The following is a 20,963-nucleotide window of genomic DNA, read 5'->3' on the forward strand; positions in this document are numbered from 1 at the left end:
GTGTGCGGGCGCGAAGGCGGTTGCGCCCGCACACCGGAGTGCCCCGTTGCGCGTCAGGCGAAGTAGCGGATGGTGCCGCGCAGTGCGGGTGCCGCTCCCTCGCAGTGCTGGACGAAGGTGACGGCGAGCGCCTCGATCGTTCCCGCGTCGTCGGCGACCAGCCCGGTGACCGTGAACTCTCCTGAACTCCGGTTGCAGCCACGGCCGTTGCCGGTGGCATCGAGCTGCGCCGCACCGTCGTCGCCCATGCGGTTGGCCCGGTACGTACGGCCCTGCACCAGGCGCTCCCCCGCGGGGGCCGCGAGCCGGACCGACCAGTGGTCGCGCTTGCCCGAGACGCTGTGGTCGACGATGCCGTCCACCGCGCCCCTCAGCGCGAAGGTGCTGGTGGAGCCGGTGTAGGAGGCGCTGCCGCCCGCGCCGATGTAGTCGCCCGGGTCGCTGGTGTAGCGGTAGGACAGCGGGTGCGCGCGGTACTTGACGGTGCCCTTGAGCGGTGCGGCGTCGGCGCGCTCGCACTTCTGCGTGAAGGTCGCGTCCAGGAGCGTGACGGCGCCGTTCGCGTCGGTCTCGATCTGGTTCACCGCGAACTGCCCGTACACCTCGTTGCATCCGCGACCGTTGCCGGAGACGTCCAGGCCCGGCGAACGGCCCGTGCGGAAGGCCGCGCGCTCGGCGTCGCGGTAGATGCCGGGACGGAGCTTGTCCCCGCGCGGAGCGGCGAGCTCCACCGACCAGCCGTCGGAGGCGTCGGAACCGCTGGAGACGGAGAGCCGGAGATTCTGCGCGCTCCCGCCGATGCCGATCCTGTCGGCGGGGGCCCTGTACGCGGCGGTGCGTCCGCCGCCGATGTAGTCGCCCGCGGCGCTGGTGAAGGAGTACGAGGTGGTGCCGGTGCGCTGCGGGGCGGCAGCGGCGCCCGCCGGGACGGCGAGGGCGCCCAGCAGGCCCACCGCGCCGAGGAGCCCGAGGGCCCCGGTTCTCCACGAGCACCCGGAGCGTCGTCGACCAGTACGTATACGCACGGAGTGATCCCTCTCTGCGGATTCCAGCCGATCAAGAGCGCTCCAACCTAGCGGCGCAGGACGCCCTCAACCACTGAATTCCGGTGCGTTCAGGGCCAGTTCACCGCAGCGCTCCTGTCGCCGCCTCCCCCAGCCGGGTGAAACCGGATTGGCGGACCGGCGTGGCGTGGCAGGTACATGAGGACCGGTGATCGTCACCGGCGTGGAACGGAAGAAGGCCTCATGCGACGCATCTGTATCGCGCTCCTGACCGCTTGTGTCACGGGTCTGACGGTGGGACCGGCCGCTGCTGCCGCCGCTCCCGACCCCACCGCCATCACCCTGCCCGACGGCTCCGCCGTGCCCGCCGCGGCGCTGTGCAAGGCCGCGAAGCCCCTGATCGCGGCGTCCAGCCTGACCCCGCTGGCCTGCGAACAGGCCGCGGCGCGCAACCGCATCAGCCCCGAGGCCGTACGGCAGCTGCAGGCGACGGTGGACACGCTCACCGGCAGATGACCGGTCGGCGGGCTAGCGCGCGCTCGCCCTTCCCTCCGCGGCGGGCGGTGCCTCATGGCTGCCGTACGGGCGGGTCAGGATCTCCATGCCGTGGCCTGCCGGGTCCATGAAATACAGGCCGCGCCCGCCGTGGTGGTGATTGATCTGGCCCGCCAACGTGCCCTGCGGATCGGCGAAATACGTGATTCCCGCCCGCTCGATCCGCTCGAAGGCCGCGTCGAACTCGCCGTCCGTGACGAGGAACGCGTAATGCTGCATGACGATCGACTCCGCGGGAATGGTCGCGAAGTCCAGAGTGACGCCGTTTCCGGTGGCGACGGGGATGAACGGGCCCCACTCGGTCCCGATCTCCAGACCCAGGATGTTCGCCAGGAACTCGGCGGATTCCCGGTTGTCCCGGGAGTGAATGATGGTGTGGTTCAGCTCGACTGACACTGTGGAATGCCTCCGTAAGGCAAACTCACGGGCACCTCCATGCCTCACCCGGACGGTGACCGACACGCGATGCCGTACGGGGATCGTAAAGCGATGTCCGGCGGTCTGTACAGGGGCTTCTTTTCGGGGAGCGCCAGGAAAGGTGGGCGGTCGTATGCGGACTGTCGCGCTCGCGGCGGCGGCCGCCGCCTTCACCGGGGCCGCCCTCGCGCCTCCTGCCGCCGCGGCGCCCCGTACGGCGGCGCGGGACGACGGACCCCGGCTCACCGCGTCGATGGCGTACGACGGCAGGGATCGCTCGGCCCTGAAGCTGACCATCGCCAACACAGGCCAGAAGGACGCCACTTGGGTCTCGCTGCGGGCCGAGAACGGGCTCGGGGGCCCCTCGGACCCGGTGCGGCGCCGGGCTGAGGCGGCCCTGTACGCGCTGGAGCGGTACGAGCGGGAACGGCGGCGCACGCCGCGCGACGCCGCGCTGCTGGCCCTGGCCGAGCGGGCGTACCGGAGCCATCCCGAAAACCGGGAGCAGCAGGCCGATGACGCGCGCTGCATGAGCAACACCCTTGTCAGCACATGCGAGTTGGGCCCGCTGAAAGCGGGCAGGTCGACCTCCGTGGTGTTCCGGGCGGAATACGCCGACGCACTCACCTGGCGCATCCGGTATCTCATCGCATAAGGGTTGCGGTATTCGGGTGATTGCGGACTGCACCGGCGGATCAGGGTTTCCCGTCCGTGGTGAGCGCCGTTATGGGTGGTGACAGTGGGGTTCCGGACGGTCAGCAAGTCGTCCGGGCGGCGCGAGGGTCGTGGCCGTATTCAGACGCCGCCGTCAGAGAGGGACGCTGAAGTGAAGTACACGAAGGCCGCTGCGGTCGTTGCCGGTTCTGTGATGGCCATGGGGGTCGCCTCGCCCGCCTTCGCCGACGACGTCGACAACGCTCCTGGTGCCCCCAAGCAGGCGGAGAAGCAGCTGCTGGACTCGGACACCAAGACCAAGCAGGACGTGAAGAACCCGCTCGGCGACCTCAACATCAAGGCGTTCGTGGTCGCCCTCGAAAAGGTCGCGGAGAAGCTGAAGACGGACAACACCACCAACGCCAAGACCAAGGTCGGCGACGCCCCCAAGGCCGCCGGTGCCCCGGGTCCGGCGCAGATGATCGGCGGCCTCCCCGCCGGTGTGCCCCTCGGCTGATCGTTCTTCCCTCGTCAGTGCCGCCGCCTCGCGTGGTGGTGTGGACGGCACAGCGGGCCCGGCCTCACGGCCCGGCCCGCTTCGCTGTGCGCCGAGGTCACCCGGCTGCCCTCCCGCCGCGTGGTGCGGCACGCGCGTTCTGCTGTAGCTTGCAGCCGCGCCCTCGTTCTCGCTCTGTCCACGCCTTCCCCGCACGCGCATCCCTCGGTGGAGGACCGGACTCGGCTGACCGAGGCCGTGGCCAGTCCGGGGCGTTTCTTGCTGTGTCCCACCCCAAGGCCCCGCATCGGCCCGACCGACGCGGGGCCTCGGTCAATCCAGGACGTGCCACGCGGTCACGCGTGCGGGTGACACCCGAAGCGCTCGGACGTCCGCCCCCTGCGGACTCGTTGCAGCTGGTCGCGCCCACGCGGCGGAGCCGCACATCGACACGGCCCCGCGCCCCTTCGGGACACGGCCGAGCCCCGCCCTCCCGAAGGAAGGCGGGGCTCGGTGACTAGCAGTCAGGCATTCCTACAGCCCCCGGGCCACCTCGGTCGCCCAGTAGGTGAGGATCATGTTGGCGCCCGCGCGCTTGATGCCCGTGAGCGTCTCCAGGATGGCCTTGTCGCGGTCGATCCAGCCGTTCTGCGCGGCCGCCTCGACCATCGCGTACTCACCGCTGATCTGGTACGCCGCGACCGGCACCTCGACCGCGTCGGCGATCTTCGCGAGCACGTCCAGGTAGGGCAGCGCCGGCTTGACCATCACCATGTCGGCGCCCTCTTCGAGGTCGAGCGCCAACTCCCGCATGGACTCCCGCAAGTTGGCGGGGTCCTGCTGGTAGGTCTTGCGGTCGCCCTTGAGCGAGGAGGCCACCGCCTCGCGGAAGGGCCCGTAGAACGCGGAGGAGTACTTCGCGGTGTACGCGAGGATCGAGACGTCCTCGTGCCCGGTCTGGTCCAGCGCGTCCCGGATGACGCCGACCTGGCCGTCCATCATCCCCGAGGGGCCCACGACATGGACGCCCGCGTCCGCCTGGACCTGCGCCATCTCGGCGTAGCGCTCCAGCGTCGCGTCGTTGTCCACCCGGCCCGCCTCGTCCAGCACACCGCAGTGCCCGTGGTCGGTGTACTCGTCCAGGCACAGGTCGGACATGATCACCAGGTCGTCGCCGACCTCGGCGCGTACGTCCTGGATGGCGACCTGCAGGATGCCGTCGGGGTCCGTGCCCGCCGTACCCACGGCGTCCTTCTTCGCGTCCTGCGGGATGCCGAACAGCATGATCCCGGCGACCCCCGCCTCGCGCGCCTCGACGGCGGCCTTGCGCAGGGTGTCACGGGTGTGCTGGACGACCCCGGGCATCGCCGAGATCGGCGCGGGCTCGCTGATGCCCTCCCGGACGAACGCGGGCAGGATCAGATCGGCCGGGTGCAGCCGGTGCTCCGCGACCATCCGCCGCATGGCGGGGGTGGTGCGCAGCCGTCGCGGCCGCGCGCCGGGGAAGGTTCCGTACGAGGTACCGAGCGTGCTCAACTGCGTGCCCTTCTACGCGATCCGGGCCGGCGCTCGCTGGGGCGCGTGACCGGGTCACCGGCCTCCAGCGCGGCATCGCGCCGCGCCGCGCCGAAGTCAGCGAGCGCTTCGGCCAGCTTGTGCACCGAGGGCTCGGGCGAGAGCACGTCCACGCGCAGCCCGTGCTCCTCGGCGGTCTTGGCGGTGGCCGGACCGATGCAGGCGATCACGGTCACGTTGTGCGGCTTGCCGGCGATACCGACGAGGTTGCGCACCGTCGAGGACGAGGTGAACAGCACGGCGTCGAAGCCGCCGCCCTTGATGGCCTCGCGGGTCTCGGCCGGCGGCGGCGAGGCGCGCACCGTCCGGTAGGCGGTGACGTCGTCCACCTCCCAGCCCAGCTCGATCAGCCCGGCCACCAGGGTCTCGGTGGCGATGTCGGCGCGCGGCAGGAAGACCCGGTCGATCGGGTCGAAGACGGGGTCGTAGGGCGGCCAGTCCTCCAGGAGGCCCGCGGCCGACTGCTCGCCGCTGGGCACCAGGTCGGGCTTGACGCCGAAGGCGACCAGCGCCTTGGCGGTCTGCTCGCCGACCGCCGCGACCTTGATCCCGGCGAAGGCACGGGCGTCCAGCCCGTACTCCTCGAACTTCTCGCGGACCGCCTTGACCGCGTTCACGGACGTGAAGGCGATCCACTCGTAGCGCCCGGTGACCAGGCCCTTGACCGCGCGCTCCATCTGCTGGGGCGTACGCGGCGGTTCGACCGCGATGGTCGGGACCTCGTGCGGCACCGCGCCGTAGGAGACGAGCTGGTCGGAGAGCGAGGCGGCCTGCTCCTTGGTGCGCGGTACGAGCACCTTCCAGCCGAACAGCGGCTTGGACTCGAACCACGACAGCTGGTCGCGCTGGGCGGCCGCGCTGCGCTCACCGACCACGGCTATGACCGGCTGCCCGCCGTCGGGCGAGGGCAGCACCTTGGCGGCCTTGAGGACCTGCGCGACGGTGCCGAGGGTGGCGGTCCAGGTGCGCTGGCGGGTGGTCGTACCGGCGGCGGTGACCGTCATCGGGGTGTCGGGCTTGCGGCCCGCCGCGACCAGTTCACCGGCGGCCGCGGCCACGGTGTCCAGGGTCGTGGAGACCACGGCGGTGGCGTCGCTGGCGCCCACCTCCGACCAGCAGCGGTCGTCGGCGCTGCGCGCGTCGATGAAACGTACGTCCGTGCCCTGCGCGTCCCGCAGCGGCACACCCGCGTACGCGGGCACACCGACCGCGGCGGCGATGCCGGGCACGACCTCGAAGACGATGCCCTCAGCGGCGCACGCCAGCATCTCCTCGGCGCAGTTGGCGTCCAGGCCGGGGTCGCCGGAGACCGCACGCACGACCCGCTTGCCGGTGCGCGCGGCGCCCATGACAAGATTGGCCGCATCGCTCGGTGAGCTGCTGGTCGTGGACCGCAACGCCGGGACACCGTCGGGGATTGACGCCTCGTCAGCTGCGGCCTGCAGTGGTGTGTCCACAGTGGCCCGCGCATGCGCGCGGACGACGTCGAGCACCTGTGGGTCGGCGATCAGCACGTCCGCTTGTGCCAGTGCCTCCACGGCGCGAAGCGTCAGCAGGCCCGGATCTCCGGGCCCGGCACCGAGGAAGGTGACCTGGCCGGCGGCGGGGTGGTTCGGGGCGGTGGGGTTCAAAGTGCTCGCTCCCCCATAAGACCGGCCGCACCCTTTGCGAGCATCTCGACGGCGAGTTCACGGCCCAGGGCCATGGCGTCGTCGTGGGATGCGGGTACGTGCCCGGTGGTGGACATCTGCACCAGCGTCGCGCCGTCGGTCGAGCCGACGACACCGCGCAGGCGCAGTTCGGTGACAACCTGCCCATCGGCCTGCAGGTCGGCCAGCGCACCCACAGGTGCGGAGCAGCCGGCCTCCAGGGCGGCGAGCAGGGAACGCTCGGCGGTCACGGCGGCCCGGGTGTACGGGTCGTCGAGCTCGGCGAGCTGAGCGGCGAGGTCCGCGTTGACCGCGGCACACTCCACCGCCAGGGCCCCCTGGCCGGGGGCGGGCAAAACTGCGTCGGGCGACACGAATTCGGTCACCACGTCGGAGCGTCCGATACGGGACAGGCCGGCGGCGGCCAGCACGACCGCGTCCAGCTCGCCCGACTCGACGTAGCCGATGCGGGTGTCGATGTTCCCACGGATCGGCACGGTCTCGATACGGCGCCCCAGCGACCTGGCCCAGGCGTTCAACTGCGCCATGCGGCGCGGGGATCCGGTCCCCACCCGCGCGACGCCGTCGCCGGACGCGGTCAGTTGCTCGAAGGTGAGGCCGTCGCGCGCCACCAGGGCGTCGCGCGGGTCCTCGCGCACCGGGACGGCGGCCAGCGCCAGGTCCTCGGGCTGCGCGGTGGGCAGGTCCTTGAGCGAGTGCACGGCGAAGTCGATCTCGCCCGCCAGCAGCGCGTCGCGCAGCGCGGAGACGAAGACGCCGGTCCCGCCGATCTGCGCGAGGTGCTCGCGCGAGGTGTCGCCGTACGTGGTGATCTCCACCAGCTCGACGGGGCGGCCCGTCAGCTCACTGACCGCCTGGGCGACCTGCCCTGACTGGGCCATGGCGAGCTTGCTGCGCCGCGTGCCGAGCCGCAGAGCCCTGCGACTTCCGTCGGTCATGCGTGCCCCCGTTTCGAGTCGTTCGTGTTCGCCGTGTCGGCCCGGCTGACGGCGGCGACCGTCTGCGGGTCCAGGTCGAAGAGTTCGCGCAGCGCGTCCGCGTACCCGGCGCCGCCGGGCTCGCTCGCCAGCTGCTTGACCCGCACGGTCGGGGCGTGCAGGAGCTTGTCGACGACCCTGCGCACGGTCTGGGTGATCTCCGCGCGTTGCTTGTCGTCCAGGTCGGGAAGGCGGCCGTCCAGCCGGGCGATCTCGCCCGCGACGACGTCCGCCGCCATGGTGCGCAGCGCGACCACGGTGGGCGTGATGTGCGCGGCCCGCTGGGCGGCGCCGAAGGCGGCGACCTCTTCGGAGACGATGCCGCGCACCTGGTCCACATCGGCCGCCATCGGCGCGTCCGCGGAAGCGTCGGCCAGCGACTCGATGTCGACGAGGCGCACGCCCTCGATCCGGTGGACGGCGGCGTCGATGTCCCGCGGCATGGCCAGGTCCAGCAGGGCCAGCTCGCCGCCGCGCCCCTCGGCCGCCGCAGCGACCGCCTCGCCGGTCAGGACCAGGCCGGTCGCGCCCGTACAGGAGACGACGACATCGGCGCGGGAGAGCTCGCCCGCCAGGGCCTCCATCGGTACGGCGCGGGCGCTCAGCCCGTTCGCCGCGCCGGGGGCGCCGGGCTCGGTGAGGATCCGGGTGAGCCGCTCGGCCCGCTCCAACGTCCGGTTGGCCACGGCCAGTTCGCCGATTCCGGCGCGTACGAGCGTGGTGGCGGCCAGCGAGGACATCGAGCCCGCGCCGATCACCAGCGCCCGCTTGCCCCCGGCCCACGCCTCCACGTCACCGCCCGCGGCCAGCTGCTCCAGGCCGAAGGTGACCAGGGACTGGCCCGCCTTGTCGATGCCGGTCTCGCTGTGGGCGCGCTTGCCGACCCGCAGCGCCTGCTGGAAGAGGTCGTTGAGCAGCCGGCCCGCGGTGTGCTGCTGCTGGGCGACGGCGAGCGCGTCCTTGATCTGGCCGAGGATCTGGCCCTCGCCGACCACCATGGAGTCCAGGCCGCAGGCCACCGAGAAGAGGTGGTGAACGGCGCGGTCCTCGTAGTGGACGTACAGATAAGGGGTCAGCTCCTCCAGGCCCGCGCCGCCGTGCCGGGCGAGCAGGGTGGAGAGCTCGGCGACGCCGGCGTGGAACTTGTCCACGTCCGCGTACAGCTCGATGCGGTTGCAGGTGGAGAGCACCGCGGACTCCGTGGTCGGCTCGGCCGACACGGCGTCCTGCAGCAGCTTGCCGCGCACCTCGGGCGCGATCGCGGCCCGCTCCAGCACGCTGACCGGGGCGGTCCGGTGGCTCAGTCCGACAACGAGCAGGCTCATGCCGGCATCACGGCGGGTACGTCCCCGTCGGGTCCCTTGCGCTCGTCGGCGTCCGTACGGGGCGCGCGGGCCGGTGCGGCGCCCGCGGCACCGGGGGCGGCGCCGCTGCCGTCCTCGCCCGCCTTGCGCTGCTCGTGGAAGGCCAGGATCTGCAGTTCTATCGACAGGTCGACCTTGCGTACGTCCACGCCGTCCGGGACGGTCAGCACGGTCGGGGCGAAGTTGAGGATGGAGGTGACCCCCGCGGCCACCAGGCGGTCGCAGACCTGCTGGGCGGCGCCGGCCGGGGTCGCGATCACGCCGATCGAGACGCCGTTGTCGGCGATGATCTGCTCCAGCTCGTCGGTGTGCTGCACCGCGATGCCGGCGACGGGCTTGCCCGCCATGGCCGGGTCGGCGTCGATCAGGGCCGCGACGCGAAAGCCACGGGAGGCGAAGCCGCCGTAGTTGGCCAGCGCGGCGCCGAGGTTACCGATACCGACGATCACAACCGGCCAGTCCTGGGTCAGGCCCAGCTCGCGGGAGATCTGGTAGACGAGGTACTCGACGTCGTAGCCCACGCCGCGGGTCCCGTAGGAGCCGAGGTAGGAGAAGTCCTTGCGCAGCTTGGCGGAGTTGACCCCGGCGGCGGCCGCGAGCTCCTCGGAGGAGACCGTGGGAACCGAGCGCTCGGACAGCGCGGTCAGCGCGCGCAGATACAGCGGAAGCCGGGCGACGGTGGCCTCGGGAATCCCTCGGCTTCGGGTCGCCGGTCGGTGAGTTCGGCCAGTTGCCACGGTGCTCCTGCGGGTAGAGCGAGGCTGTGGGCGGCACCTTGTCCCAGGACCACCCCGTCGAACGCAGGCTATGCCTTTGTGAACGCGTGCACAAAGATAGTGTCCGCTTTGTCCGGCCAAAGTGACCGGCGTCACGCGGCTTTTACGACACTTCGCGGAACCAACTCCCGTAGCGCACCGTTCGCACGCAACCCGCCAGTAACGCGGGAGGACCGACGGGAGCACGTGCTCTCACTCCTCACCGCTATCCCCCCGGACGCCTACAAATCGCCCACCGATGGTAATCGACCACAGGGCCCTCACGGACCGCCCCGGACTACCCCGACAGTGGCACCGCGCGGTGAGATCTCACGCACATCGCGCGGACATCAGGAGGAGGAAGCGCCCGCGGGGCGGAGAGGCACAATGACGTACATGGCCCCCTTGTTCAGCCGCAGCGCCCGCAAGAACCCCGCCGACCGCCTGGTCACCTTGATCGGCAAGCCCGGCTGCCACTTGTGCGACACCGCACAAGAAGTGATCGAGAAGGTCTGCGCCGAAACCGGCGCCTCCTGGGAGAAGAAGGACATCACCGAGGACCAGGAGCTGCACCGCAAGTACTGGGAACAGATTCCGGTCGTCCTGGTGGACGGCGCCCAGCACGACTTCTGGCGCGTGGACCCGCAGCGGCTGCGGAAGGCACTGGGCGCTTGAGGCCCCTTTGGCGCCCCCTTGATCCGCCCTTGATCGCCATTTGATCGGCAGGGATGGCCGTAACGCACCTGTCGGCGTCCCCCGGCCTGCCCGACACCCAGCCGTAACCGGTTGCTCCGAACAAACTGGCTAGGCTGGTGTTATGGCCCACCCGTCGCCCGACCACCACACCGGTACGAGCGCCTACGGCGCGCCCCGTCGACTTGGATGGTTCACCCGCCGTAGGCGCCCCGCGACCGCGCGGAGCGTGCTCGCGGGCGAGGCCGCGGCCGAGGCCGCGCGCAAGTCCTCCCAGGAAGCCGAGGCACAGGCCTCCTTCCAGGACGAGAAGGCGTCCGCGGAACCGGAGTTCCCCGTCGTCGGCGACGAGCACGCCGCGGCCTTCTTCGACCTCGACAACACCGTCATGCAGGGCGCGTCCCTCTTCCACTTCGGCCGCGGCCTCTACAAACGCCGCTTCTTCCACAAGCGCGACCTGGCCCGGTTCGTCTGGCAGCAGATCTACTTCCGGGTCGTGGGCTCGGAGAACCCCGAACACGTCGAGGACGCCCGCAACAGCGCGCTGTCCATCGTCCAGGGCCACCGCGTCTCCGAGCTGATGACCATCGGCGAGGAGATCTACGACGAGTACATGGCCGAGCGCATCTGGCCGGGCACCCGCGCGCTGGCCCAGGCCCACCTGGACGCGGGCCAGAAGGTCTGGCTGGTGACCGCGGCCCCGGTGGAGACCGCGACGATCATCGCCCGCCGCCTGGGCCTGACCGGCGCCCTGGGCACCGTCGCCGAGTCCGTGGGCGGCGTCTACACGGGCAAGCTGGTGGGCGAGCCGCTGCACGGCCCCGCCAAGGCCGAGGCGGTACGCGCCCTGGCCGCCGCCGAGGGCCTGGACCTGTCGCGCTGCGCCGCCTACAGCGACTCCGCCAACGACATCCCCATGCTCTCCCTGGTCGGCCACCCCTACGCCGTCAACCCCGACAGCCGGCTGGCCAAGTACGCCCGCGAACAGGGCTGGCGGCTGCGGGACTACCGAACGGGCCGCAAGGCGGCCAGGATCGGGATTCCGGCCGCCGCCGGGGTGGGCGCCCTCGCGGGCGGCGCGGCCGCCGCGGTGGCCCTCCAGCGCCGCCGCCGCTGACCTTTCTTGATCACTACGCGTCGCACACCGGGCAATCCCTGCTGCATACCCCCACCGGTCCCCCGCCAGTCCCATTGCTGCCGGGCAGCCACAACACGCCCCGCAAGCAGGCAGATCACGCTCCCATCCGATCAATTTCTGTCCAAGGTTTGGTACTTGATCGAGCACCAATCCATAACGGAACAGACGTAATCGATGATTTGAGCAACTAGGTGTAGCGCTGCCTGTACGAAGCGTTATTCTCCTCAGACGCAAACCGGTACCCACGCGTCCCTACGACGGGTGAACGGTCCCGCACTGCACGTGATGGAAGCTCTGCCTCTGGGAGTCCCGTGTACCCACACGTCGGGGTTGACGCCTCGGGCCTGGCTACGCTGCGTACGACACTCGTCGACCACCTGCGCAGTTTCGTCCCCACCGCGTACGCCGTCCCCGCCTTCGCCTCGCCCGCCGCCGGCCCCGCCGGTCCCTGCTATGCCCTGGCCGACGGGAGCGCGGCGGTCAGCAAGACGACGGCCGGCAGAGCCCGGCGCGCCGGCACCGCCACCTCCACCGCACGCCGCCCCGGCGCCGACAGCGACAGCCGCCGCATGATGGACCTGGTCGAACGCGCCCAGGCCGGCGAGGCCGACGCCTTCGGCCGCCTGTACGACCAGTACGCCGACACGGTCTACCGCTACATCTACTACCGCGTGGGCGGACGGGCCACGGCCGAGGACCTCACCAGCGAGACGTTCCTGCGCGCCCTGCGCCGCATCGGCACCTTCACCTGGCAGGGCCGCGACTTCGGCGCCTGGCTGGTGACCATCGCCCGCAATCTGGTCGCCGACCACTTCAAGTCCTCGCGCTTCCGCCTGGAAGTGACCACCGGCGAGATGCTGGACGCCAACGAGGTCGAGCGCAGCCCCGAGGACTCCGTCCTGGAATCCCTCTCCAACGCCGCCCTGTTGGAGGCGGTGCGCAAGCTCAACCCCCAGCAGCAGGAGTGCGTGACGCTGCGCTTTCTGCAGGGCCTGTCGGTCGCCGAGACCGCCCGCGTCATGGGCAAGAACGAAGGCGCGATCAAGACACTCCAGTACCGGGCCGTACGCACCCTCGCGCGGCTCCTCCCGGACGACGCCCGCTGACCCTCACCGACCCTCGGTAACGGCCCATGACCAATCGGTCAGATCATCGTGAGTGCGTAACCCGAGTGCCGCGCCGCTCGTTGTGCGGGATGCAGGCTCCCTGCGGTCACGCCATGCCCGCAGCCCCTCACTCGATCGAGTGGACGCGAGCAGGGTGTGCAACCTTCCGGCCCGTCTGGATAGTCAAAGCCAGTCCGGGGAGTCGAGCGGGATGACGAGAGGAGGTGCCGCCCGTGATCACGAACGTATCGGTGCACCGGCGGGCTCACGCCTTCGCCCAAGCCCTGGAGGAGCAGGTCCTCCAGGACACGGCGGCCGAGGACGAGGCCGGCAGTCCGGCGCACCAGTCGGAACGGTCCGAAGCGGCAAGGTTGTTGGCGGTGGCCGACGGCCTCGGAGAGCTCCCCAGGCCGGAGCTGGACCCCGAGGTCAAAATCGTCCAGCGCGCCCAGCTCATCGCCGCCATGGAGGCGGCGTTCGCCGAGGGCGAGGCCCCACCACCCGGTGAGCGGGTGCCACGGCAGCGAGCGGCCAGGGGTGCGCACCGGGCCGCCAAATCGATCGGCAGGCTGCGCCCCAAGTCCCGCCTGACCAAGGGGCTCGCCGCGGGCGGGCTGACGGTCGGGGTGGCCGCCGGGGCGTTCAGCGGGGTCGCCGCGGCCAGCTCGGACGCCCTGCCGGGCGATTCGCTCTACGGCCTCAAGCGCGGCATGGAGGACCTCAAACTCGGCATGGCCGACGACGAGTCCGACCGTGGCAGGCTCTACCTCGACCAGGCCTCCACACGCATGCAGGAGGCCCGCCGCCTCATGGAGCGCGGCCGCGCGGGCGAGCTGGACCACGAGTCGCTGGGCGAGGTCCGCCGGGCCCTGTCCGGCGTCCAGCACGACGCCACCGAGGGCCACCGGCTGCTGAGCGAGGCGTACAAACGCGATGGCGCGCTGGGGCCCATGCAGGCCCTGGACTCCTTCGCCACGGCACACCGCGACGGCTGGTCCCAGCTGCGCGAGAGCCTCCCCCTCCAGCTCACCGACGTCGGCGACCAGGTGAACTCCGTCTTCACCGCCATAGACGACGAGGTCGGTCCGCTGCGCTCGCTGCTGCCCACCGTCCCGGGCAACGCGAGCGGCCGTGGCGGCACCCCCGCCGCCCCCGGCACCGGCGCCGCGAGCTCCCAGCGCGGCGACCACCGTCCCACGCCCGGCCACGGCTCCGGTTCCGGCAAGCAGGACGGCAAGCCCCACCAGCCGCGCCCGTCCTCCTCCCCGTCCCAGAAGGAGGGCCTGCTCGGCGGCACCACCGGCGGTCTGCTGGAACCACCCGCCGAGGCGACCACCCCGCCGCCCCCGGCGGGCAAGGGCCAGGAGAGCAAGCCCGCCCAGCCCGATGTCACGATCCCGCCGCTGCTCCCTGACCTGCTGCCCGGGCTCGGCATCGACGGCGAGGACTCCTCCCGGTAAGGGCCTCCTGGCGATCGCCACGGCCCGGCGCCCGGTGTTCTTCCGGTCCTTCCCTCGGACGAACACCGGGCGCCGCCGCGTGTGCGCACACCCCGCGACGGCGCCCGGCCCCGTAAGCACGGCTCAGAAGAAGACCGACCTGCGCTGCACCAGCAGCTTGTAGAGCGTGTGCTGGATGGTCTCGCGCACCTGGTCGGTGAGGTTGAACATCAGCATCGGGTCGTCCGCCGCCTCCGCCGGATACCCGTCCGTCGCGATCGGCTCCCCGAACTGGATCGTCCACTTCGTCGGCAGCGGCACCAGGCCCAGCGCCCCCAGCCACGGGAAGGTCGGCGTCAGCGGGAAGTACGGGATGCCCAGCACCCGCGCCAGCGTCCTGGCGTTCCCGATCTTGGGGTAGATCTCCTCCGCGCCCACGATCGAGCACGGCACGATCGGCACCCCGGCCCGCAGCGCCGTCGAGACGAACCCGCCCCGCCCGAACCGCTGGAGCTTGTAGCGCTCCGAGAAGGGCTTCCCGATCCCCTTGAAGCCCTCCGGCATCACCCCGACCAGCTCGCCGCGCTCCAGCAGCATCTGCGCGTCCTCCGCGCACGCCAGGGTGTGCCCGGCCTTCCGCGACAGCTCGTTGACCACCGGCAGCGCGAAGACGAGATCGGCGGCGAGCATCCGCAGCCGGCGCTCGGCGGGGTGGTGGTCGTGCACGGCGACCTGGAGCATCAGCCCGTCCACCGGGAGGGTGCCGGAGTGGTTGGCGACGATCAGCGCGCCGCCGGTGTCCGGGATGTTCTCCAGACCCCGCACCTCGACCCGGAAGTACTTCTCGTAGAACGGCCGCAGCACCGACATGATCACCTGGTCGGTGAGTTCCTTGTCGTACCCGAAGTCGTCGACCTCGTACTCGCCGGTGATCCGTCTGCGCAGGAAGCTCAGCCCGCCCGCCAGACGCTCCTCCCAGGACGGCCCGGCCTCGGCGGCCGCACCGGCCCGCTGCGCCGGTGCCTGCTCGTTCTCGTGCCGCTGCTCCGGTACGGGCGCGAGCGCCGCGCTCCGCCCCGTACGCCCCGCCCGCTTGGCCCTCCTGCGCGCCCTCGGCTCCTCGCCGAACGGAATGACCTTGGCGTCCGCCATCGTGGGTGAACTCCTCACTGGGTCGGGCCGCTGCGTGCGGGGAGCACGGCGGCGAGCCGGTCGACGGTACGGGCGAGCAGCTCGGGCGGCAGCAGTCCGGCGCCACGGCTGCGGACGAACTCCGCGAAGGTCTGTGCCGTCGTGTACTTCGGGTGGAATCCCAGTGTCTCGCTCATCTGGGTCGTCTGGACGACCCGCCCATGGGTGAGCATCCGCAGCTGCTCGGGCGAGAAGTCGGTGACGCCGAGCGAGCGCAGCGCGGAGCCGGCCCAGGAGACGGTCGGCAGGAACAGCGGCAGCGTGGGCCGCCCCAGCCGCCGCGAACACTGCGACAGCAGCAGCACGCCGTCGCCCGCGATGTTGAACGTGCCGCTGTTGAGCGTGCCGCGCCGGGGCTTGGAGGCGGCCAGCCGCAGCACCTCGATGGCGTCGTCCTCGTGGACGAACTGCAGCCGCGGGTCGTACCCCAGGACGGTGGGCAGCACCGGCAGCGAGAAGTACTCCGCCAGCGGGGAGTCCGCGCACGGGCCCAGGACGTTGGCGAAGCGCAGGACGCACACCGCCACATCGGGCCGCCGCCGCGAGAAGCCGCGTACGTACCCCTCCACCTCGACCGCGTCCTTGGCGAAGCCGCCGCGGGGCAGCGACTTGGGCGGGGTGGTCTCGGTGAAGACGGCGGGGTCGCGGGGGGCCGCCCCGTACACGCTCGTGCTGGACTTCACCACCAGCCGCTTCACATGGGGGGCCTTCTGGCAGGCGCCGAGCAGCTGCATGGTGCCGATGACGTTGGTCTCCTTGACCGACGCGCGGCTGCCGCGGGCGCCCAGCGGTGTCCCGTTGACGTCCATGTGGACGACCGTGTCGACACCGGTCTCGGCCACGACCTTGGCGATGGTCGGGTGCCGGATGTCGGCCTGCAGGAAGTCGGCACCGCCGAGATGGTGCTCGGGAGGTACGGCGTCCACGCCGATCACCCGGTCGACGTCGGGGTCGCGCTGAATGCGTCGTACGAACCGGCCCCCCAGCTGTCGTGCGACTCCAGTGACGAGCACGACCTTGCCCAAGATCAGCCCTTCCTTCCCACCCTGGTCCCTCACCTGAGCCGAGCTTCGGCGGCCACGCTATCGGGTGCTTGTTGCCCTGTGATGACCGCCGGATGCACGGAGCGACATTTCAAGCCTTGGCCTGAGCATCGCCGCCCTATTCCGGCGTTTTCCCGCCAGAACGCACCACAGCCCCCCACCGCACAGTGTGGTGGGGGGCTGCAGAATCGCGATCAGCGACGCTTACTTCTTGTTGCGACGCTGAACACGGGTGCGCTTGAGCAGCTTGCGGTGCTTCTTCTTCGCCATCCGCTTGCGCCGCTTCTTGATAACAGAGCCCACGACTACCCTCGCTCACTTCGAATCACTCGGTGCGGGGCGTCCGAGCCCACACTACCTACATCGGGCCAGCCTACCCGCCACCGGGCGTACGGCGTAATCCGAGGGTCTCCCCTATGGGATCACGGGCTCTTTCAGGCCGACTCCACCCCCACATAGGACTCGCGGAGGTAGTCGTGAACCGCTTGCTCCGGCACCCGGAACGACCTCCCCACCCGGATCGCCGGCAGATGACCACTGTGCACCAAGCGGTACACGGTCATCTTCGACACTCGCATCACCGTGGCAACTTCCGCCACGGTAAGGAACACGACCTCATTCAGAGGCCTCTGCTCTGCAGCCATGACACACCTGAACCTTCCGCACATGACGGGCACCGGCTTCCCCTCCGGTGACTCTTCGTCGCTATGCGCTCACTCCCCAGGTTAGGGGCGGGTGATGCGAGTGGGGAAGAGGAGCAGCCATCGGCCGCCTACTGTGACAGACACGCTCGATTGAGTACATAGCGAGTAAGCGGTCGGTAGTAATCAGACCGCACAGCGTCATCAAGCGGAACGACGGCGGACACCCGCCCCTCGGCCCGTCCGACGAACAGCGCGGGATCATCCGTATCCGCCAGGCCGATGGCCTCAAAGCCCAGCTGACCTGCTCCGCAGACCCAGCCGTGGTCCCCGATCACCAGCTCGGGAAGCGGGCCTGCGGCGTCTGCGGCAGCGGCCAGGGCGGTACGAACCGGGAGGGGGGAGTGGGTGTGTACGCCCGGCTCACTCGAAGTGCGCCGCACGCCTGCTTCGCGCATCAGCGCGACTCCCCGTACGTAGTCAAGGTTGTACGTACGTACCCCGAATCGGGTCGCTATGTCGACACTGCCGCCATACTCCGGGGTGAGGACGGGGCATCCCACCGCTGAGAGAGCGTCTGCGAGGGCTGCGTAGAAGCCCAGAAGACGGTGCGGATGGCCCGTTCCGATCAGTACGGGCGAGCGCCGCACGGCCGCCGCGCCGACCCGGTCGGCGAAGGCGTCCAACCCCTGGATCGTACGGTCCGGGTCGATCACATCGGGGCCGGAAGTGTGCGCAGGGTCGGCCGAAACCCCGCACATCGCCCCCATGAGCTCCAGGAGATCCCGCAGCGACCAGTCCCGCTCGGGCTCCAGCCCGAGCAGCACCCGTGGGTCGCCCACCGCGAAGAGCCGGTAACGGCCCAGGCTCTTCTCCCGCGTGGTCGCGATCGTCCCCGAGAGCCCGGTGGCGACCAGATGCGCCCGCAGCGCGTCCTTGTCCAGCCCCGCGTCCAACACGGCCTCCATGCTGGCGCGTTGCTTTCCGTCCTCATGCCCGAACCGGCCGGTAGTCACACGTCCGTGGGCTTCTGCCGCGGCAACAGGCCCTGCTACGGGAGCAGTCCGTGCGCGGGGAAGACGGCGCGGCGGGTGGCCAGCAGGGCCTGGTCGAGGCGGTCGGCGGGGTCGTAGCCCTGCTCGGCGAAGTCGCGCCAGTACGGCTCGCGCCCGTCCGTCATCCGGTGCGGCGCCAACTGCCGGGTCAGCCGGAAGACTTCGTGGCGCCACTCCTCGGGCACCGCGGACTCCGGGTCCACGGGCCGTCCCGCGGCGATCGAGGCCAGGTGCGTCCAGGTACGCGGCACCACGTCCACCACCGCGTAACCGCCGCCGCCCAGGGCGATCCAGCGCCCCTCGGCGTGCTCGTGCGCCAGGCCGTGGCAGGCCTCGGCCACCGCCCGCTGCGCGTCCACGCTCACCGCCAAGTGCGCCAGCGGGTCCTCGAAGTGGGTGTCGGCGCCGTGCTGAGTGACGATCACATCCGGCTGAAAAGCCCCCAGCAGCTCCGGGACCACCGCGTGAAAGGCCCGCAGCCAGCCCGCGTCCCCCGTCCCGGCCGGCAGCGCCACATTCACCGCGCTGCCCTCCGCACCGTCCCCGCCGGTCTCCTCCGGCCAGCCGGTCCGCGGGAAGAGAGTGCGCGGGTGCTCGTGCAGCGAGATCGTGAGCACCCGCGGGTCCTCCCAGAACGCGGCCTGCACACCGTCCCCGTGGTGCACGTCCACATCCACGTACGCGACCCGCCGCGCCCCCAGCTCCAGCAGCCGCGCGATCGCCAGCGAGGCGTCGTTGTAGACGCAGAACCCGGCCGCGCCACCCGGCATCGCGTGGTGCAGCCCGCCGGCGAAGTTCACCGCGTGCAGCGCCTCCCCGCGCCACACCGCCTCCGCCGCCCCCACCGACTGCCCGGCGATCAGCGCGGCGGCCTCGTGCATCCCCTTGAAGGCCGGATCGTCCTCGGTACCGATGCCGTACGAGACATCCGCGTCCCGCGGATCGGCGGAGGCCCGGCGCACCGCGTCGATGTAGTCCTCGCGGTGCACGAGCCGCAGCGTGGAATCGCCTGCCGCCTTGGCCGCGACCACCGTCAGGGGGCCGTCGGCGAGCCCGTACGCCTCGATCAGCCGCATGGTCAGCGCGAGCCGCACCGGGTCCATCGGGTGACCGGGCCCGAAGTCATAGCCCGTTACTGCCTCGTCCCACATCAGCTGTGCGCGGCCGCTCATGCCCGCCACCGTATCGGGCGCCCCCGGAACCGAACGATGGGGCATACACCAACGTCAGCGCGACCAGCGCCATCGGGACCAGCATCGCCCCGCGATAACTCCACGCATCGCCCAGAGCGCCCACCAGCGGCGAACCCACCAGAAAACCCACATAGTTGAAGATATTCAGCCGCGCCACCGCGGAGTCCGAGGCCTGCGGACCGCCGTGCTCCTCGGCCCGCCGCCCCGCCGCCGCGAACGTCTGCGGCACGATCACGCACAACCCCAGCCCCAGCAGCGTGAATCCGGCCATGCCCGGCCAGGCGCCGGGCGCCGCCGCCACCACCGCGAAGCCGGCCACCGCCACCACCGTCCCGGCCCGTACGACCGCGACCGCCCCGAAGCGCCGCACCTCCAGATCCCCAACGGCCCGCCCCAGCAAGGTCGTCACCATGTAGACGTTGTACGGGACCGTCGCCAGCTGCTCCGAACTCCCCAGCACGTCCTGGAGGTACTTCGCGCTCCAGTTGGCGACCGTCGAGTCGCCGATGTACGCGAACGCCATCACCAGGCACAGCGGCAGCAGCACCCGCACCGGGACGGCCGCGGCCCGCCGCCGTGCCACGCCCTGGACCGCGGGCTCGGCGGGCCGGTCCGCGTACCACCGCCCGGCGATCAGCGCGGCGGGCGCCACGAGGGCCACCACCGGCCCGTAGAGCACCGCGAGTTCGAGCGAGTAGTGCGCGCCCAGCCAGGCCAGCGAGGCCCCCACGATCCCGCCCAGGCTGTACGCGGCGTGGAAGCTCAGCATGATGCTGCGCCCGCACTCCCGCTGGAGGCTGACCCCCAGCATGTTCATCGAGGCGTCCAGCGCGCCCACCGCCAGCCCGAACACGCCCAGTGCGACGGCTACTTGGGCCAGCGACCCCACCGAGCCCACCGCCAGCAGCGCCAGACACACCACGGGCTGTACGCACCGCAGCACCAGCCCCGGCCGCACCCGTTTGACCAGGTGCTCGGTGGCCACGCTCCCGACGCCCGCCAGGACCGGCACCGCGGCCAGGAAGACGGGCAGCAGCGCGTCCGCCATCCCGTACCGGTCCTGGATCGCCGGAATCCGGGTCACCAGCAGCGCGAAGACGACGCCCTGGACGAAGAAGCTCAGGGAGAGCGCGCGTCTGCCGTTGCGCAGCCGGGCTCCTGGGATCGGCGGGTCCGTCATGGCCGCACAGCCTAGAACTCGCCACTACCGCTGGGTAGATGGATCACATCAGCAATTGCGGCAGCTCCGCCATGCCGGAGAAGAGCGCGGTCGCCCCGCCCAGTCGCCCGGCGGGCGTCATCGCCGTGAATCCGTACACGTCCATCCCCGCCGCCACCGCCGCCTGCACCCCCAGCGGACTGTCCTCCACCACGACGCAGCGCTCGGGCGCCACCCCCATGCTCTTCGCCGCGTGCAGAAACAGATCGGGCGCCGGCTTCCCCTTCCCCACGTCCTGCGAACTGAAGACGGTGCCTTCACCGAACCATTTCTCCAGGCCGGTCCTGCGGTGCCCGACCCTGATCCGCTCATGGCTTCCGGAGGAGGCTACGCAGTACGCAATTCCCTCCGCGGCGAGCTTCGCCAGCACCTCCGTCGCGCCGGCCACCGGCTCCAGCTCCCGCTCGAACGCGGCGAAGATCCGTGCGTGCAGTGTCTCGTCGAAGTCCTCGGGCAGCCGCTGCCCGGTCCGCTCCAGCACGGTGTCGTGTACCCGGTGGACGGCAGCGCCCATGTAATCCCGGATCGAGTCCTCGTACGAGGTCGGGTGCCCTAGCTCGGTGAGATACCCGGCAAGAATGGTGTTGGAGATCGGCTCGCTGTCGACGAGCACTCCGTCATTGTCAAAGATGACCAGGTCATAGCGCATGCCTCGACCCTAAACGGGCCTCAACTGCCTTGAGCTGCCAAAAAAACTGCCTCTGAACGCGGAAAAGCCCCGCACCATACGGTGCGGGGCTCCCCACAAAAATTGTTCGGCGGCGTCCTACTCTCCCAC

22 protein-coding genes are annotated in these 20,963 nt (G+C 71.0%); 7 read left to right on the forward strand and 15 right to left on the reverse strand.

From position 1 onward, the window contains the following. Positions 1-53 precede the first annotated feature (53 nt). Entirely contained in the window at positions 54-1,025 is a 972-nt protein-coding gene (locus AC4IJH_RS40195; protein WP_490856966.1) for a hypothetical protein, read from the reverse strand. Positions 1,026-1,247: 222 nt separating this feature from the next. On the opposite strand from AC4IJH_RS40195, the gene AC4IJH_RS40200 reads away from it, so the two are divergent. Beyond that, positions 1,248-1,520 carry a hypothetical protein gene (locus AC4IJH_RS40200; protein ID WP_490856967.1) on the forward strand — a complete coding sequence of 91 codons (273 nt, stop codon included), beginning with the start codon at positions 1,248-1,250 and terminating at the stop codon, positions 1,518-1,520. A 12-nt stretch (positions 1,521-1,532) separates the two neighbouring features. On the opposite strand, the gene AC4IJH_RS40205 is transcribed toward AC4IJH_RS40200, so the two are convergent. Continuing rightward, positions 1,533-1,955: a VOC family protein gene (locus tag AC4IJH_RS40205; protein WP_490856968.1), complete on the reverse strand. Its 423-nt coding sequence runs from the start codon at positions 1,953-1,955 to the stop codon at positions 1,533-1,535. Between the two features lie 154 nt (positions 1,956-2,109). Between AC4IJH_RS40205 and AC4IJH_RS40210 the strand changes: the two genes are divergently transcribed. Further along, complete coding sequence (locus AC4IJH_RS40210) at positions 2,110-2,631, forward strand: hypothetical protein (RefSeq protein WP_490856969.1); 522 nt, start codon at positions 2,110-2,112, stop codon at positions 2,629-2,631. Between the two features lie 171 nt (positions 2,632-2,802). Continuing rightward, on the forward strand, positions 2,803-3,147 hold the full coding sequence (locus AC4IJH_RS40215) for a hypothetical protein (RefSeq protein ID WP_490856970.1): 345 nt from the start codon (positions 2,803-2,805) through the stop codon (positions 3,145-3,147). Positions 3,148-3,660: 513 nt separating this feature from the next. On the opposite strand, the gene hemB is transcribed toward AC4IJH_RS40215, so the two are convergent. Genes hemB through AC4IJH_RS40240 form a run of 5 tightly spaced genes read right to left on the reverse strand, consistent with a single transcriptional unit; the run spans position 3,661 to position 9,449 of the window. Next, a complete protein-coding gene (gene hemB / locus AC4IJH_RS40220; RefSeq protein ID WP_490856971.1) occupies positions 3,661-4,662 on the reverse strand; it encodes a porphobilinogen synthase in 1,002 nt (333 codons plus the stop codon). Beyond that, complete coding sequence (locus AC4IJH_RS40225) at positions 4,659-6,332, reverse strand: bifunctional uroporphyrinogen-III C-methyltransferase/uroporphyrinogen-III synthase (RefSeq protein WP_490856972.1); 1,674 nt, start codon at positions 6,330-6,332, stop codon at positions 4,659-4,661. Before AC4IJH_RS40225 ends, hemB begins: the two co-directional genes overlap by 4 nt. Beyond that, positions 6,329-7,309 (reverse strand): hydroxymethylbilane synthase, encoded by a 981-nt coding sequence (gene hemC / locus AC4IJH_RS40230; protein WP_490856973.1) that lies wholly within the window; start codon positions 7,307-7,309, stop codon positions 6,329-6,331. Before hemC ends, AC4IJH_RS40225 begins: the two co-directional genes overlap by 4 nt. After that, the gene (locus AC4IJH_RS40235) at positions 7,306-8,673 is read right to left on the reverse strand and encodes a glutamyl-tRNA reductase (RefSeq protein WP_490856974.1); all 1,368 of its coding nucleotides are present in this window, start codon (positions 8,671-8,673) and stop codon (positions 7,306-7,308) included. Before AC4IJH_RS40235 ends, hemC begins: the two co-directional genes overlap by 4 nt. Further along, positions 8,670-9,449 carry a redox-sensing transcriptional repressor Rex gene (locus tag AC4IJH_RS40240; RefSeq protein WP_490856975.1) on the reverse strand — a complete coding sequence of 260 codons (780 nt, stop codon included), beginning with the start codon at positions 9,447-9,449 and terminating at the stop codon, positions 8,670-8,672. Before AC4IJH_RS40240 ends, AC4IJH_RS40235 begins: the two co-directional genes overlap by 4 nt. Before the next feature lie 414 nt (positions 9,450-9,863). Between AC4IJH_RS40240 and AC4IJH_RS40245 the strand changes: the two genes are divergently transcribed. The 4 genes from AC4IJH_RS40245 to AC4IJH_RS40260 all read left to right on the forward strand — a co-directional run bounded on the left by AC4IJH_RS40245 (position 9,864) and on the right by AC4IJH_RS40260 (position 13,864). Beyond that, positions 9,864-10,142: a glutaredoxin family protein gene (locus AC4IJH_RS40245; RefSeq protein ID WP_490856976.1), complete on the forward strand. Its 279-nt coding sequence runs from the start codon at positions 9,864-9,866 to the stop codon at positions 10,140-10,142. A gap of 142 nt (positions 10,143-10,284) precedes the next feature. After that, complete coding sequence (locus AC4IJH_RS40250) at positions 10,285-11,277, forward strand: HAD family hydrolase (protein ID WP_490856977.1); 993 nt, start codon at positions 10,285-10,287, stop codon at positions 11,275-11,277. Positions 11,278-11,609: 332 nt separating this feature from the next. Continuing rightward, a complete protein-coding gene (locus tag AC4IJH_RS40255; RefSeq protein WP_490856978.1) occupies positions 11,610-12,404 on the forward strand; it encodes an ECF subfamily RNA polymerase sigma factor, BldN family in 795 nt (264 codons plus the stop codon). Between the two features lie 233 nt (positions 12,405-12,637). Further along, complete coding sequence (locus AC4IJH_RS40260; protein ID WP_490856979.1) at positions 12,638-13,864, forward strand: DUF5667 domain-containing protein; 1,227 nt, start codon at positions 12,638-12,640, stop codon at positions 13,862-13,864. A gap of 123 nt (positions 13,865-13,987) precedes the next feature. Here AC4IJH_RS40260 and AC4IJH_RS40265 read toward each other — a convergent pair whose 3' ends face one another. From AC4IJH_RS40265 to AC4IJH_RS40300, 8 genes are all read right to left on the reverse strand, one after another. Further along, positions 13,988-14,995: a lysophospholipid acyltransferase family protein gene (locus AC4IJH_RS40265; protein ID WP_490856980.1), complete on the reverse strand. Its 1,008-nt coding sequence runs from the start codon at positions 14,993-14,995 to the stop codon at positions 13,988-13,990. Between the two features lie 14 nt (positions 14,996-15,009). After that, positions 15,010-16,059: an NAD-dependent epimerase/dehydratase family protein gene (locus AC4IJH_RS40270; RefSeq protein ID WP_490856981.1), complete on the reverse strand. Its 1,050-nt coding sequence runs from the start codon at positions 16,057-16,059 to the stop codon at positions 15,010-15,012. A 222-nt stretch (positions 16,060-16,281) separates the two neighbouring features. Continuing rightward, positions 16,282-16,380 (reverse strand): 30S ribosomal protein bS22, encoded by a 99-nt coding sequence (locus tag AC4IJH_RS40275; protein WP_003948845.1) that lies wholly within the window; start codon positions 16,378-16,380, stop codon positions 16,282-16,284. 131 nt (positions 16,381-16,511) lie between these two features. After that, positions 16,512-16,721: a helix-turn-helix domain-containing protein gene (locus tag AC4IJH_RS40280; RefSeq protein ID WP_051831566.1), complete on the reverse strand. Its 210-nt coding sequence runs from the start codon at positions 16,719-16,721 to the stop codon at positions 16,512-16,514. A 128-nt stretch (positions 16,722-16,849) separates the two neighbouring features. Then, positions 16,850-17,686 carry a phosphatase gene (locus tag AC4IJH_RS40285; RefSeq protein WP_490856982.1) on the reverse strand — a complete coding sequence of 279 codons (837 nt, stop codon included), beginning with the start codon at positions 17,684-17,686 and terminating at the stop codon, positions 16,850-16,852. Between the two features lie 83 nt (positions 17,687-17,769). After that, positions 17,770-18,945, reverse strand: a complete 1,176-nt coding sequence (locus tag AC4IJH_RS40290) for an acetoin utilization protein AcuC (protein ID WP_490856983.1) — start codon at positions 18,943-18,945, stop codon at positions 17,770-17,772. Further along, positions 18,896-20,146, reverse strand: coding sequence for an MFS transporter (locus tag AC4IJH_RS40295; RefSeq protein WP_490856984.1), 1,251 nt, complete (start codon positions 20,144-20,146; stop codon positions 18,896-18,898). The genes AC4IJH_RS40290 and AC4IJH_RS40295 overlap by 50 nt, the downstream gene beginning before the upstream one ends. A 43-nt stretch (positions 20,147-20,189) precedes the next feature. Beyond that, positions 20,190-20,834 (reverse strand): HAD family hydrolase, encoded by a 645-nt coding sequence (locus AC4IJH_RS40300; protein ID WP_490856985.1) that lies wholly within the window; start codon positions 20,832-20,834, stop codon positions 20,190-20,192. Positions 20,835-20,963: the final 129 nt, after the last annotated feature.

It is taken from the genome of Streptomyces sp. UF-297 (assembly GCF_058245575.1).

Coding starts and splice junctions, on each gene's coding strand:
- AC4IJH_RS40250 (WP_490856977.1), top strand. CDS start 10,285: ATGGCCCACCCGTCGCCCGACCACCACACCGGTACGAGCGCCTACGGC.
- AC4IJH_RS40295 (WP_490856984.1), bottom strand. CDS start 20,146: ATGACGGACCCGCCGATCCCAGGAGCCCGGCTGCGCAACGGCAGACGC.
- AC4IJH_RS40210 (WP_490856969.1), top strand. CDS start 2,110: ATGCGGACTGTCGCGCTCGCGGCGGCGGCCGCCGCCTTCACCGGGGCC.
- AC4IJH_RS40245 (WP_490856976.1), top strand. CDS start 9,864: ATGGCCCCCTTGTTCAGCCGCAGCGCCCGCAAGAACCCCGCCGACCGC.
- AC4IJH_RS40285 (WP_490856982.1), bottom strand. CDS start 17,686: ATGGAGGCCGTGTTGGACGCGGGGCTGGACAAGGACGCGCTGCGGGCG.
- AC4IJH_RS40265 (WP_490856980.1), bottom strand. CDS start 14,995: ATGGCGGACGCCAAGGTCATTCCGTTCGGCGAGGAGCCGAGGGCGCGC.
- AC4IJH_RS40290 (WP_490856983.1), bottom strand. CDS start 18,945: ATGAGCGGCCGCGCACAGCTGATGTGGGACGAGGCAGTAACGGGCTAT.
- AC4IJH_RS40200 (WP_490856967.1), top strand. CDS start 1,248: ATGCGACGCATCTGTATCGCGCTCCTGACCGCTTGTGTCACGGGTCTG.
- hemC (WP_490856973.1), bottom strand. CDS start 7,309: ATGACCGACGGAAGTCGCAGGGCTCTGCGGCTCGGCACGCGGCGCAGC.
- AC4IJH_RS40280 (WP_051831566.1), bottom strand. CDS start 16,721: ATGGCTGCAGAGCAGAGGCCTCTGAATGAGGTCGTGTTCCTTACCGTG.
- AC4IJH_RS40300 (WP_490856985.1), bottom strand. CDS start 20,834: ATGCGCTATGACCTGGTCATCTTTGACAATGACGGAGTGCTCGTCGAC.
- AC4IJH_RS40235 (WP_490856974.1), bottom strand. CDS start 8,673: ATGAGCCTGCTCGTTGTCGGACTGAGCCACCGGACCGCCCCGGTCAGC.